Annotated in this window: 10 protein-coding genes, 1 tRNA gene, 1 rRNA gene and 1 pseudogene; 9 read left to right on the forward strand and 4 right to left on the reverse strand. The window is 52.0% G+C overall.

Annotation, left to right across the window (positions count from 1 at the left end):
* Positions 1 to 335 (reverse strand): 16S ribosomal RNA (locus tag OXI60_10750); the annotation flags it as partial.
* Positions 336 to 875: 540 nt separating this feature from the next.
* On the opposite strand from OXI60_10750, the gene OXI60_10755 reads away from it, so the two are divergent.
* From OXI60_10755 to putA, 7 genes are all read left to right on the forward strand, one after another.
* On the forward strand, positions 876 to 1,754 hold the full coding sequence (locus OXI60_10755) for an HNH endonuclease (GenBank protein MDE0310289.1): 879 nt from the start codon (positions 876 to 878) through the stop codon (positions 1,752 to 1,754).
* Positions 1,755 to 2,129: 375 nt separating this feature from the next.
* Positions 2,130 to 2,204, forward strand: a tRNA-Gln gene (locus tag OXI60_10760).
* 80 nt (positions 2,205 to 2,284) lie between these two features.
* Complete coding sequence (locus tag OXI60_10765) at positions 2,285 to 3,229, forward strand: ribose-phosphate pyrophosphokinase (protein MDE0310290.1); 945 nt, start codon at positions 2,285 to 2,287, stop codon at positions 3,227 to 3,229.
* Positions 3,230 to 3,271: 42 nt separating this feature from the next.
* On the forward strand, positions 3,272 to 3,946 hold the full coding sequence (locus OXI60_10770) for a 50S ribosomal protein L25/general stress protein Ctc (GenBank protein ID MDE0310291.1): 675 nt from the start codon (positions 3,272 to 3,274) through the stop codon (positions 3,944 to 3,946).
* 73 nt (positions 3,947 to 4,019) lie between these two features.
* The gene (gene pth / locus OXI60_10775) at positions 4,020 to 4,634 is read left to right on the forward strand and encodes an aminoacyl-tRNA hydrolase (GenBank protein ID MDE0310292.1); all 615 of its coding nucleotides are present in this window, start codon (positions 4,020 to 4,022) and stop codon (positions 4,632 to 4,634) included.
* A gap of 24 nt (positions 4,635 to 4,658) precedes the next feature.
* Positions 4,659 to 5,711 (forward strand): redox-regulated ATPase YchF, encoded by a 1,053-nt coding sequence (ychF, locus tag OXI60_10780; protein MDE0310293.1) that lies wholly within the window; start codon positions 4,659 to 4,661, stop codon positions 5,709 to 5,711.
* Positions 5,708 to 9,409, forward strand: coding sequence for a bifunctional proline dehydrogenase/L-glutamate gamma-semialdehyde dehydrogenase PutA (gene putA, locus OXI60_10785; GenBank protein MDE0310294.1), 3,702 nt, complete (start codon positions 5,708 to 5,710; stop codon positions 9,407 to 9,409). The genes ychF and putA overlap by 4 nt, the downstream gene beginning before the upstream one ends.
* Before the next feature lie 327 nt (positions 9,410 to 9,736).
* Here putA and OXI60_10790 read toward each other — a convergent pair.
* Positions 9,737 to 10,252, reverse strand: a pseudogene (locus OXI60_10790) (ImmA/IrrE family metallo-endopeptidase).
* A gap of 459 nt (positions 10,253 to 10,711) precedes the next feature.
* On the opposite strand from OXI60_10790, the gene gor reads away from it, so the two are divergent.
* Positions 10,712 to 12,058 (forward strand): glutathione-disulfide reductase, encoded by a 1,347-nt coding sequence (gor, locus tag OXI60_10795; protein MDE0310295.1) that lies wholly within the window; start codon positions 10,712 to 10,714, stop codon positions 12,056 to 12,058.
* A 45-nt stretch (positions 12,059 to 12,103) separates the two neighbouring features.
* Positions 12,104 to 12,484 carry a DUF2384 domain-containing protein gene (locus OXI60_10800; GenBank protein ID MDE0310296.1) on the forward strand — a complete coding sequence of 127 codons (381 nt, stop codon included), beginning with the start codon at positions 12,104 to 12,106 and terminating at the stop codon, positions 12,482 to 12,484.
* A 99-nt stretch (positions 12,485 to 12,583) separates the two neighbouring features.
* Here OXI60_10800 and OXI60_10805 read toward each other — a convergent pair whose 3' ends face one another.
* Together OXI60_10805 and OXI60_10810 are read right to left on the reverse strand one after the other, a co-directional pair.
* Positions 12,584 to 13,375, reverse strand: a complete 792-nt coding sequence (locus OXI60_10805) for an ABC transporter permease (GenBank protein ID MDE0310297.1) — start codon at positions 13,373 to 13,375, stop codon at positions 12,584 to 12,586.
* A gap of 6 nt (positions 13,376 to 13,381) precedes the next feature.
* Complete coding sequence (locus OXI60_10810; protein MDE0310298.1) at positions 13,382 to 14,173, reverse strand: ABC transporter ATP-binding protein; 792 nt, start codon at positions 14,171 to 14,173, stop codon at positions 13,382 to 13,384.
* Positions 14,174 to 14,177 lie beyond the last annotated feature (4 nt).

The following is a 14,177-nucleotide window of genomic DNA, read 5'->3' on the forward strand; positions in this document are numbered from 1 at the left end:
GGGCCGTGTCTCAGTCCCAGTGTGGCTGATCATCCTCTCAGACCAGCTACCGATCATCGCCTTGGTGAGCCATTACCTCACCAACAAGCTAATCGGGCGCAGGCTCATCCAACAGCGCGAGCTTTCAAGAAGAGGCCCGCTTTCCCCCTTGGGGCTTATGCGGTATTAGCTCGAGTTTCCCCGAGTTGTTCCCCACTGTTGGGTAGATTCCTACGTGTTACGCACCCGTCCGCCACTCGTCGCCAGGGAGCAAGCTCCCCGCGTTACCGTTCGACTTGCATGTGTTAAGCATGCCGCCAGCGTTCAATCTGAGCCACGATCAAACTCTCCGTCTCGATTTCCCGAAGGAAATAAATCTTAGAATGGAGCGTTGACACAGACGAAACGCCCACACAATCTGTATGGTTTCCAATTTATTAAAGAACAAAAACCCCTGACCGAGCGATCAAGGGAGATAAAAGTATATACCGAATCGCACACCTGTCAACAAAAAAATATTTTTATTTTTCTGTGCGGCAAACTTAACGAATCGACAAACCCAAATTCCAGCTGACAAGTTCCCGGAAGTTTTTTGCCTGGAGTTCGATGAGAGCCAGGCAATGGAAGAATTTCAAATGCAGGTCGGTTTTCTTTGATCCAGGCACTCATTCCGATGTGGTAGAGACGGTCGGGGCTTTCGTCATGCCGGCGCGAGAGATGCTGCCCTCTGTCAAAAATAGGCGGTGGCAATCAAGAGCTCATGAACAGGCATCCCCTGATCCGGCATCGTCGAACCAGCGGACTTGGGGCCCCTCTTGCCTGCGATCAGCGTCCATGCATTGAAGTATCATTCATGGTGTCTCGGGAAGACGTTCATTAACGGTGATGGGTGGAAAATGACAAAGGCAATTTTTACTATAAAACAGCAATCGATTTACGACGACATTCCTGAATACCGCTACCATTTTCCGAATAGGTATTGGAAAACGGCAAGACAATCGATCAACGATTGGATTATTTATTACGAACCGACCCGAGGAAACGGACGCGGGGCTTATTTCGCTATTGCGAGAGTTGACTCGATTGAACAGGATCCCAGGCGAGGCGATCATCACTACGCCTACGTATCCCAATATCTGGAATTTGACCAGCCTGTTCCGTTCAGGGAAGGGACGTTTTTTTACGAAAACGAACTTCGAAGTCCGGATGGCAAGTCAAACCCTTTGGCTTTTAGGAAATCGATTAGGCCGATCAGTGATTTTGAATACACTCAGATCATCGGCTCAGGATTCAATGAATTCAAAATTGATCACCACCAACCACTAGAAGTATTGAGAATCACACCTGAAGAAGAGAATGAAAACTTTAAGCGGAGGATCATTCAGGAGGTCACCAACAGACCGTTTCGTGAAATCGCTTTCTCGAGGCAAGTGAAAAAAGCATACGACAATACATGTGCCGTGACCGGACTCAAAATTCTCAATGGTGGGGGAAGGGCCGAGGTTGAAGCGGCGCATATTCGCCCGGTAAACCACAATGGACCAGATTCAGTAAGGAATGGCATCGCTTTGAGCAAAACGGTGCACTGGATGTTTGATCGCGGCTTGATATCGATCGACGACAACTTCACAGTTCTAGTAAGCGAGGGAAGCATTCCTGATTCAATGCTGGCCATGTTCGAGCATGATCGAAAGTTGCGAGAGCCCATGTCAAAGATCTATGAGCCAAATCGAAAGTACCTGAAATATCATCGTGACAACATTTTCAAGGGTTAGCAACGCCTGTTTACCGGGGATTAGTTGGTATCTGTCAGAAGACTCATATATGCCAAGTCCATTCTCACCGGACCAGATTTTCGCTGACTTTGAATATAGCCATAAATTTCCTGCAAATATGTAACATTTGGTCACAATCAGGTTGGATTGCAGGGCGTTGCGGCCATTCGTCCAGTCCGGTCGACGTGATCGTCACATGTGCCATGCGCATGACTCATGACCAAGGTCGCAAGAGCCGTAACGGTACGAATTTCCACAACGAATGCGTGTAGTCGTATAAAATTCACACAAATCATTAATGTGGATGCCCTTGTTGGACAAGTCGTGCTGTGAGGGCTTTTGATTGCAAGTTCCCTGTACCAAACCATTATCAGATGGGGTGTAGCCAAGCGGTAAGGCACCGGATTTTGATTCCGGCATACCCAGGTTCGAATCCTGGCACCCCAGCCAATCAGTTGGCAGCTCAAACTCACTGACCATCAACATCAATTGACTGATATCCACCTGAGATTCGAGGTCCGCACATGTTGATTGAAAATATGATGCTTCTGACGGGTAACGCCAACCGTCAACTCGCCCTCTCAATAGCAGATTACCTGTCCGTACCGCTCGGAAATGCGACCATCGGTCGGTTCAGCGACGGGGAGATTTCGGTGGAAATCAGCGAAAACATCCGTAACATGGATGTTTTCATCATCCAGTCGACCTGCGCTCCAACCCAGGACAATCTGATGGAACTGCTGGTCATGATCGATGCCGTCAAGCGTTCGTCAGCCGGTCGTATCACATCCGTCATACCTTATCTGGGGTACGCCAGACAGGATCGACGACCCCGCAATTCCCGCGTCCCGATCACCGCTAAGCTGGTCGCGTCCCTGATACACACCGCGGGTGCGAACCGCGTTCTCACCATGGACTTGCACGCCGACCAGATTCAGGGGTTTTTCGACATTCCGACTGACAACGTCTACGCCAGACCTGTCATCATCGGCGACCTGTGGAAACACCGTCCGGAAAACCTCACCATTGTCTCACCCGATGTCGGTGCGGTGGTGCGCGCCCGATCCATTGCCGAACAGCTTGAGGCACAGTTCGCAATCGTTGACAAACGAAGACCACGGCCCAATGTTGCCGAAGTGATGAACGTGATCGGTGACGTGGAAAATCGCACATGCGTCTTTATCGATGACATCGTTGACACCGCCAACACGCTATGCCAGGCAGCCGAAGCGCTCGCCCAAAGAGGCGCACTCGCGGTCAAGGCCTACTGCACACATCCTGTGCTGTCTGGCCAGGCAATTGAGCGAATCAGTGATTCGTGCATGGACGAACTGGTTGTATGCAATTCGATAAATCTTTCCGAAGAGGCGAAAAAATGCGATAAAATTCGCACTCTTGATGTTTCACAGCTGATCGGAGAAGCGATACGCCGGATCTACATCGGCGACTCGGTCAGTTCAATTTTTGTCGACTGATTTATCAGGTCCGCTTCAAATCTATAGATAAGGAACTTGCAGATGAGTACCAATTTCACACTCGACTTGACGCCGCGGGACGAATTCGGATCAAGCAGCAGCCGCAGGTTGCGTCGAGCCGGCCAGGTGCCGGTGGTCGTATATGGCGCGGGTAAGAGTAACGCACACTTCACAACCGATCACAACGCACTGATTCATAGTCTTGATACCGAGGCGTTCCATTCCGCGATTATCGACATCACCGAAAGCGGCAAGACACAAAGTGCCATTCTGCGGGAAGTGCAAATGCACCCGTATAAGACCCAGATCCTGCATATCGACTTGCAACGCGTCAGGGCGACCGAACAGATTAGCATCAGAGTACCGCTGCACTTTGATGGTGACGATGTCGCACCGGGCGTCAAGACGTTCGGCGGCATTTTCTCGCGTTTGATCAACGATGTCGAGATTCTGTGTCTGCCGAAAGATCTTCCTGAGTATCTGGCAGTCGATGTCAGCGAACTCGAACTGAACCAGGCTGTGCACATCTCAGATATCGTTCTTCCGGAAGGTGTCGAGCTTTCGACCGCCTATCAGGACAGCGATGATTTCGCAATTGCATCTGTGACGCCGCCGCGCGTGACCGTCGACGATCTTGATGAAGACGGAGAAGAAGAGATCGATCTGGAAGGCGAGCCAACCGAGGAGGCCGAAGCTTCAGATTCGACCGAAGATTGATTTTGTATGTCCGCCCGCGGGGCGGTGAAATCGTCAGTTTGACAGGCTACTGCTGCGCCGGCAGCGGAATAAAATGCAGACTCGGGCAATCATAGGGCTCGGCAACCCGGGCCGCCAGTACAAAGACACCCGGCACAATTGTGGATTTCGTTTCATTGAACGGCTCGCATCACAGTGTCAGGTTTCGCTCAAGCTCAATCCGCGCCTTCAATGTCATCTGGTTCGTACAAGAATCAATGAGATTGCGGTCTGGCTGGTTCAGCCCATCACATACGTCAACCGAAGCGGATCTGCGTACCGTCTCGTCACCGACTACTACGAAATCGATCCAAAGGATACTATCGTCGTTCACGACGAACTTGACCTTCCAACCGGAACCGTCCGCCTCAAGACCAAAGGAGGAGGCGGAGGGCACAATGGCATTGCAGACATCATCCAACACTGCGGTAGCAGAGAATTCCTGAGGGTCCGGATCGGAATTGGCCGGCCGCAATCCAGTGCGGCGACAGTCCCTTATGTCCTGAGCGTACCGCCGCAATCAGAGCAAGCCCTCATTGACGATGCAATTTCCGATACGTTGCGGTCTTTGGATGACATAGTGACGGGAAAGTTGGCAATCGCAATGAATCGTCTGCACAGCCGTCCATCGGGCGGCGACGAAACGACCTGCACTGACGCTAGTCACTGACTGCACGCCGGGAGAATCGGAAGAATGGGATTTCGGTGCGGAATCATAGGCGTGCCGAATTCCGGCAAGTCGACGCTGTTCAACGCGCTGACCGGCTCAACTGTCCCGGCGGAAAACTTTCCATTCTGCACCATTGACCCCAATGTCGGAACAGCCGCGGTACCGGATGACCGACTGCAGGCGATCGCCGATACCGTCGGCGTTCCCACCGTCATCCCCGCTGTCATCGAGTTCGTTGACATCGCAGGTCTCGTCGAAGGCGCATCCCGCGGGGAGGGGCTCGGTAACCGGTTTCTCGCACATATCCGAGAAATGGACCTGATTGCGCATGTTGTCGGCGCGTTCGTCCGCGATAGGCGATGGCAGTCGGACATTGATGTGATCAGTCTGGAACTTATGCTTGCGGATCTTGAAACTGTGGAAAAGGCCGCGGACAAGGCGATCAGACGCTCTCGTACCGGAGACCGCAAACAGGCGAGACTTGCTGATGTTCTCGGCCGAATTGCAGTCGGGCTTGAAGGCGAAGTAGCCGTCCGTGATCAGATGCTTGAAGAGCATGACCGGCAGACGATCGGACATCTTTCCCTACTGACCGAAAAACCCAGCTTTCATGTACTGAATGTGTCCGAAAGTCAATTGGCAGAGCAGGATTTTGCACGGATACCTGAATTGAAAACACCTGTCATTTCAGTCTGTGCGAAGTTGGAGTTCGAACTCTCGCAGCTATCGCTGCAGGAACAGAATGCATTTCGCGAGGAACTCGGAATAAAGGGGTCAGCACTCTCCGATGTAGTCGCGTGCGGCTACGGGGCATTGGGACTGAGGACCTTTTTTACCTTCAATGAAAATGAAGTCCGTGCCTGGGTGATTGCGAAGGGGACTACGGCACAACAGGCTGCCGGCAAGATTCACGATGATATGAAGCGGGGATTTATTCGGGCGGAAGTCATGTCATGCGAGGACCTGATCTCACATGGCAGCGAGCACTCGGTTAAAATGGCAGGTAAGGTACGAATTGAAGGTAAATCATACGAACCGGAAGAAGGCGAAATCATTCGAATTCGATTCAATAGTTGACTCCGACCGATCCATCTGCTGCCCATCCCGATGCATTACGCGCAGCCATAGGTAATGCGAATCGGCTTGATGAATCGAACATAGTACATAACCTTCAACGCCGCCGTATCCTATCCCCCGATCAAGGTGCGCTCGCGCGGAAGAATTCTTTCGAAATAGTGCGTTCTATCCGCTCGGAGAGGAAATTCGGTGCGGTGTCCAGGTTTCTCACCGAGTACGGTCTGTCCTCTGCCGAGGGGGTCAGACTGATGTGCCTGGCCGAAGCGCTGCTTAGAGTGCCGGATAACGCAACAATCGATACCTTGATCAGGGATCGGATCTGCGCAGGTGACTGGAAGTACCATATCGGGAAGTCGGATTCCGCCATAGTCAATTTGTCGACCAGAGCCCTTGAACTGACCGCGGCTATAGTTGATCAACACGGCCATTCAGAAACCGACGGAGCACTGAGGTCCAAACTGCAGAAGCTTGTGGTGCCTGCCGTTCGTTTATGCGCCACCCGCATCACCCGGTTCAGCGCGAGCCAGTTCATTCTGGGCACAACGATTCACAAAGCCCTGGCCCGCAGCAGCAAGCGGACACGCCAAGGCTACCGTTACTCGTATGACATGCTGGGAGAAGCTGCAATGACATCCAAAGACGCCCAGCGCTACAGGGATGCCTACAGCGAAGCGATCCGGCTTCTCTCACGTCGTAGTCAGACCAGTGACATCAGGGACAATCCAGGAATTTCGGTCAAGCTCTCTGCACTGACCCCGAGATTCCAATGTTCCCAAAGCAGTCTCGTGCTGCAATCACTGACAGATTCAGTCCTGGAGCTTGTGCGTCTTGCCAAAGATGCGAATATGGGCCTGAACATTGATGCTGAGGAAGTGGATAAACTCGACCTGACATTGGATGTGATCGAACGGGTACTGCAAAGCGAGTTGTTGAAGGACTTCAACGGCTTCGGTGTGGTTGTACAGGCATACTGCTTGCACGCCAGTGAGATGATCGAATGGTTGCATGCGCTCGCAGAACGGTACGACCGTCGAATCATGGTGCGGTTGGTCAAAGGTGCATACTGGGACACCGAAATCAAGCACGCCCAGGTTCTCGGAGTCGAATCGTTTCCTGTATTCACGAGAAAATGTTCCACTGACGTATCCTTTCTCGCCTGCGCAAAGCGACTGCTGGAACTGAACGATCGCATTTACCCGCAATTTGCGACGCACAACGTACATTCGATCTGCTCCATCATGGCGATGGTGGGAAAGCATCAGCGGTTCGAGTTCCAGCGACTGCACGGAATGGGTGAGGAAATCCACCGGGTCGGGCGGAAACTGTTCCGCTATCCATGCAGAATCTACGCACCGGTCGGCGCACACGAGGATTTGCTTGCGTATCTGGTCAGAAGGATTCTCGAAAACGGTGTCAACAGTTCGTTTGTCAATCAGATTGCGGATTCAGGCGTTGCGATCGAGACGATCGTGTCCGACCCGACAGATGCTGTCAGCAAACTCGAACATGCCATTGTGAATCCGAGTATCGACCAACCATCACAGCTGTTCGCACCCGATCGAATCAACTCCAGGGGCATTGACTTGGAAAGACGTTCCGAACTCGAGGCGCTCTACGACGGAATATCGCGATTTTCAGAGGTCAGATGGAGTGCAAAGCCAGGTCTGTCGACCACATCGGCGGACAGTACAGCAATACAAGCACGCAATCCTGCGCGCCCTGATGATGTTGTAGGCACGGTCATCGAGACGTCTATTGACTCGATAGGCGATCTCATCTTGCAGGCACGAAACGGATTTCAGTCGTGGCACGCTGCATTGGCCGCGACTCGGGCCGAGGCATTGAACAGGCTCGCCGATCTCTACGAAGCCAGCGCACATGAACTGATCGCTCTCATGATTCGAGAGACTGGCAAGACCGTTTCGGACAGCATCGCGGAATTGAGAGAAGCAGTCGATTTTTGCCGATATTACGCGAATGAGGCCATGCGGCTCGAAAGTATTGCAAGCAGTGATGCCAGAGGCATTATCGTCTGCATCTCGCCCTGGAACTTCCCACTGGCGATTTTCACGGGCCAGATAACAGCCGCTCTGGCAGCTGGCAACTCCGTGCTTGCAAAACCAGCCGAACAATCCGCACTTACAGCGTCTGTTGCGGTCGATCTGATGCATCAGGTCGGCATACCGGAAAATGTCATACAACTGGTGCCGGGGAATGGAGAGACGGTCGGTGCCGCACTCGTTGGCGACAGTCGGGTTGACGGAATCTGCTTCACCGGCTCAACACAAACAGCCCGGCTGATATTGAAAACCATGACTGAAAGCGGAAACTCACAAGCCCCGTTCATTGCCGAGACCGGCGGGCTCAATGCAATGATCGTAGATTCCACCGCGCTGCCTGAGCAGGCCGTACGCGACATCATTGCCTCGGCTTTCGCAAGTTGCGGACAACGCTGTTCGGCCCTGCGCATGCTCTATGTACAGAAGGATATTGCGGACCGCCTTCTTGACATGCTGTTTGGCGCAATGGATGAGTTGAGGGTCGGTGATCCCTGGTTTGTGTCGACCGATGTCGGACCAGCCATTGATGAGGAAGCTCAACAGGCGCTTCTGAGCTATTGCAAGTCCATGACTGACGCGGGACATCTTATGCATCAGACATCTATTGCGAAACAATCACCCGGGTCTTTCGTGCCCCCTACCGCATTTCGGGTATCAGGAATCGAACAGCTCGAGGATGAGGTGTTTGGTCCGATTCTGCACATCGCCACTTTCGATTCGGCTGACATTCCCATGATCCTGCAGTCCGTAAACGCCCGGGGATACGGACTTACATTTGGTCTGCATACCAGGATTGAGGAAAGAGCCGAGACAATTTCCACTAATGTGGATGCTGGCAACATTTACGTCAACAGAAATCAGATCGGTGCAGTAGTCGGGTCACAGCCATTCGGTGGGCGGGGACTGTCCGGTACAGGGCCTAAGGCAGGTGGCCCGTACTATGTCTCGAGAATGCGCGACTTCGGGCAATCTGACAATGGAGGGCGAATCGGGTGCGAAGCAGACCGCAGCGACCTCAGAGCACTGCTTGAGATGGTGGCGATGAGGCAGTCTGGCTGGATTAGCGAGCCTGACCGCTTTGACAGGCTCAACTCGGTTCTCGGCAATAGATCAGACCTCGTGCGATGCATTGAATTCGCCAATCGGCATACGCCGCCGCTCCAGGAGTTGGATGGACCGACCGGTGAGCTCAATCATCTGCGCCTCGGTCCCAAGGGAGTTTTCATCTGTATTGGATCAATCGAGCATGTACTGCATGCTCTTTTGGCCGGCAACGCCGTCTTGGCCGTGAGAATCGACGATGCGTTGCTTGGAAAGTTACTGGAATCCGACTTGCCTGTGGTGTCAAGTGATGTCTTGCCTGACAAGAACACGTTGACGTATTCCGAACATTTGGCCGGTGTCGCGGTCGGCAACTGTTGCGCTGAACTTAAGCGGAAACTGCGAATTGAACTGGCTGCACGCCTAGGACCAATTATCGGTCTCGTCACAGAGCGGAATGTCCCGTGGCAGTTCTGCTTCGAAAAATCAATCTGCACAGACATCACTGCCGGAGGCGGCAACGCCAGACTGCTTGTTGAATCTACCGACGCTCATCCGAATTCCAAATCGGAGACTCACCCGATCCGGGCCACATAAATTCCAGTCTTCGTTTCGACTCACTGCATGAGTCCACAGCGAGGCTTCGCCGGTATCAAGAAATATATCGGGCACTCTTGTCAGCAGTCTAGCTCGTTCCTCATAAGTGACCGAATGGACTGCAGACAGTTCTTGTCGCAACTCGCGCACATTAATCTGCTGAACCTCACGCCGCTGATGATGGCCTGTCTGAGTTTCAATTACGCATTCCTCAACTGTTTCGACTTGATATCGACCGACAAATGCACGCCACAAACCAACCCGATGACATTCCAGGATTACATTTGTATCTACCAAAACAGAAGGTGGTCGTTGCATTGTCGCAACTCAAAATTGAACGGGAGATTCAATTCCGTGTGCCGTGAACAAATCTGACAAATCTTCGATCGTCAGTCCAAGAATTTTGGCAACGCGACGTGCGGATATCAATCCTTGTTCGATGGCTAAGTTCAGAACTTTCATGAAGGGCGCCGAAAACAAGGCGGGCACGTCCCCTGAATCGGTCTGTCGACCATTATTACGCAACGCAACCGCAGGTAGCGAACGAGCCACGGACTGACTCAATTCCTTCAGTGCAACCAAGCGCCGGCGAAGTGCTGAGGATGTCACGTGAAAGTCATCCGCAACTTTGTTCAACCGCAATATAAGATCACTCTCAGATAGAATCGACCAACTACCGTAGCGACGTAAAGTCGCTGCTGGCATCAGCATGGCTGTCGCAAAGTTATTTGCCAGTTGTTCAGCGCGGCGGTCACTACTTCCTGAAGATTCCTTAGCATGATTCGGCGGCATTGACTCCCACGTTAGTTTGTGAAATAACTCATGTGCGAGATTGAAGTGACGGCGGGCTTCCGAATCGCATCAATTACTGCGAGCAGAAGACAGTGCTTGTGCGGGCGCTTGTCCGAACGCTGACCGCTAGCGTTCATATTTCTGATTTCTTGCTTGAAATTGGTCATGTGCGCACGAATTGACAATGAAAAAGTGAAGTAAAATAACAACTTGAGATAGTTGATTTTTACCTCAATTCAATCGAATTCCATCCTTAAGCGATTACTTCAAAATTACCGATCGTTAGGTACGCTTCGGTTGGAACGACGGAATCATTGCGTAACTTGCAATTGACACGATACAGCAGGCACGACCATCCGCCTCGTTAGACCTTTCCCTGAAATACATTCTCAGGCATGAACAATAGTGATCAGATACTGAACCAACATTGCCGCATGTGCGTCAGCAAAGAAATGACGGCTACTGTGGTCGGGAAATTCTAGAGGGGCAAATGACAGGTACGAAAAGAGCATGAAAACTCAATACGACATGATTGTAATTGGTGCCGGGAGTGGTGGGATTGCCGCCGCGCGCCGGGCGAGCGAATACGGTGCGAGATGCGCCGTAATCGAAAACAAGAAACTTGGAGGCACCTGTGTCAATGTCGGCTGCGTACCGAAAAAGGTGATGTGGACGACCTCCAGAATTGCGGAAATGCTGGAAGATGCACCGGATTACGGTTTCCGTATCGAAAACAGAGGCTTTGAATGGGCGACAATCAAACGCGCCCGTGATGAATACATCGCTCGCCTGAACAGCATCTATGCCGGCAATCTTGACAAGGCAAACGTCGATACGGTATTCGGCACCGCTCGATTCGACTCTGCGAATTCTATCGAAGTCAACGGCACTACCTACCATGCTCCTCATATCCTGATTGCTGCCGGCGGGCAGCCGACGGTTCCCGACGTGCCCGGATCGGAACTAGCCATTACGAGCGATGGATTTTTTGAAATGGAAGATCTCCCGAGAAAAGTTGTGATCAATGGAGCCGGCTACATCGCAACTGAGTTCGCAGGAATGCTGAATGGATTGGGTAGTGAGGTTGTGATGGTTCTAAGGAAAGACCAGCTGCTGAGAGGATTTGATTCATCAATGACATCTGTCGTCACCTCACAGATGAAGCGAAGCGGCATCAAGATTCTCACCAATACCGCAATTTCTTCGCTAAGGCAAGAAGCGTCAGGATTGGCTGTCGAGCTCAATGACGGGACATCAATCGTTGACGTTGACAAGTTTATTTTCGCTATCGGCCGCAAACCGTGCACACAGGGACTCGGCCTGGAAAACACTGACGTCCGACTCAATTCGCGCGGATATATCGAAACCGATCAATATCAGAACTCCGCACAGCAAGGTGTCTACGCGGTCGGTGACGTAACCGGACGAGTTGCGCTCACGCCCGTGGCCATTGCTGCAGGCAGAAAACTATCCGACCGTCTATTCGGAGGGGTGACCAACGCGCACCTTGACTATGACAATATACCCTCGGTCATTTTCAGTCACCCGCCCATCGGGACTGTCGGTCTGAGTGAGCAGGCCGCACGTGCCCAATATGGAGATGATGTCAGGATATACATCAGTGAATTCCAGAACATGTACTATCAGGTTACCCGTCGCAGTTCCCCGACACTAATGAAGCTGATAACGACGGGATCCGATGAGAAGATAATTGGCTGCCATGTTGTCGGAGATTTTGCCGATGAGATCATTCAGGGTTTTTCGGTTGCGGTCAAGATGGGCGCACGTAAGCAAGACTTTGACAACACTGTGGCCATACATCCGACGGCTTCGGAAGAGTTGGTCACATTGAGATAAGCAAGATTATTGTGCAAGTGCTGCTTGATTCAGGGGTAAAGAATAATGACTAACCAAACCAAGTCTCAATTTGAAAACATTCAATCCGATGTGGTACTGGCCAAGGCTGTACTGAAAGCCTCAAAACAATTGGGACTGAAGCAGCAGGATCTGGCCAGAGTATTGGGGGTTCATCGAACATCCATCGGCCGACTCAATCAAAACCCTCGATTGGACCCGACCTCCAAACAGGGTGAACTGGCATTGATCCTGATACGGGTAGCCCAAGCATTATTCGCATTGACGGGCGGCGATGAAGTGTGGATGAGGCGCTTCATGCATTCCCCCAACAGCATGACAAACGGAATTCCTGCAAAGCAGATTGAGACTGTACAAGGTCTGACTGCTGTTCTTCGGTACGTTGATGCAATCAGAGAAAAAATATGACGATTTGGCACAAGTGTGATGGAGAAAAGCAGTTTCAATGACCCGCGCCATCGCTCTGTTGGTACTTCCAGTCAATGCACTCAAGCAAAGACAACGAGCCTATCGGTTAAAGCCAGATCGATGAGCCCACCCGGTCATTCGGATTTCCAACCCAGCCATCAGCGCATACATGCCGATGCCTTCGACCGCCAGCGCGATAAGGCAGGCAAATACCAACGGCACCTCAAAATTCGCCTGGGCTGTTAGCATCATATGACCGATACCTGAGTTCGCGGCAATGGTTTCTGACAGTACCGAGCCGATGAAGGCGAGTGTGATGGCGACTTTGAGAGCGCCGAAAAAGTATGGCAATGAACGCGGGATGCCTACCTTGGTCATGATGTCCAGCTTCTTGGCTCCGAGCGCACGCAGAACATCTTCCATTTCAGGTTCAATGGTTGCCAGACCCGTCGCAACGTTCACAACGATCGGAAAGAATGAGATCAAAAATGCCGTCAGCACCGCTGGCAGCCAGCCCGCGCCAAACCACAATACTAGAATGGGGACAACTGCGATTTTCGGGATTGAATTGAATCCAATCATCAGCGGATAAAGGCCCGAGTAGATTCGTTTGTCCCATCCGATAAACAGCCCCAACATCAATCCGAACACGATCGCCAGTCCAAACCCAGCGAGTGTCGTCCACAACGTCTGGATGGAATTCCACCACAGGGCATCCGAAAACTCATACATCGCATATGTGATGTGGGTAGGTGCAGGGAGAATGTAGTACGGAATTCCAAATAATCGAACCGTAGCCTCCCAAATCAGGAAAAGCCCGATGGTACAAAGCCAAGGTGACAACTTGACCCAATCAATTTGAATGCCGTTTGATTCGGAACGATTTAGCATCTGAGTCTAACTGCGTGCTTCGGCTATGTGGCCACGCAATTCCTGGGTAAGGTCCGAAAATTCCTTTTCATAGGTCACTTCGATCGAACGCGGCCTTGGAATCGGTACCTCGCGCGAGACGATGATTCGTCCAGGCCTTGCGCTCATCACATAAACCGTGTCAGCCAAAAATACTGCCTCTCGCAGATCATGGGTAACCAGGATGGTGGTAAACTGCTTTTGCAGATGAAGGTCGCGGATGACGCACCAAAGCTCCTCTCGGGTAAATGCATCCAATGCCGCAAACGGCTCATCCAGCATCAACAATTGCGGGTCGTGGATCAATGCCCGACAAAGCGACGCTCTTTGCTGCATGCCACCGGACAGCTGCCAGGGATACTGGCCGCCCGCGCCGTCCAGACCCACCGACGCCAGCAGTTCGTCCGCCATCCGACGATAACTGGCGCGGTTTGTCCTGATTTTCTTTCGGTGAGGGTTGACAACCTCCATCGGAAGAAGCACGTTGTCACGGGTGAGCCGCCACGGCAGCATCACCGGGTTCTGGAACGCCATTCCAGCGATGGAGACAGGACCTTCGACCTGTCTGCCATCAAGACGTACCTCGCCTGTTGACGGAAAATGCAAACCGGTTGCCAACTTCATCAGCGTGGACTTGCCACAGCCTGACGGACCGACTACCGCTATAAACTCTCCCTGATTGACCTGCAAATTGAGGTGCTCGACCGCCAATGTGCTCTCATTTCCGGATTGAGCGCTGTAGCGAAGCGAGACATCCTCAATTTCAACAAACGCATTCAATGTG

It is taken from the genome of Acidiferrobacterales bacterium (genome assembly GCA_028820695.1).
GTDB lineage: Bacteria > Pseudomonadota > Gammaproteobacteria > Arenicellales > JAJDZL01 > JAJDZL01.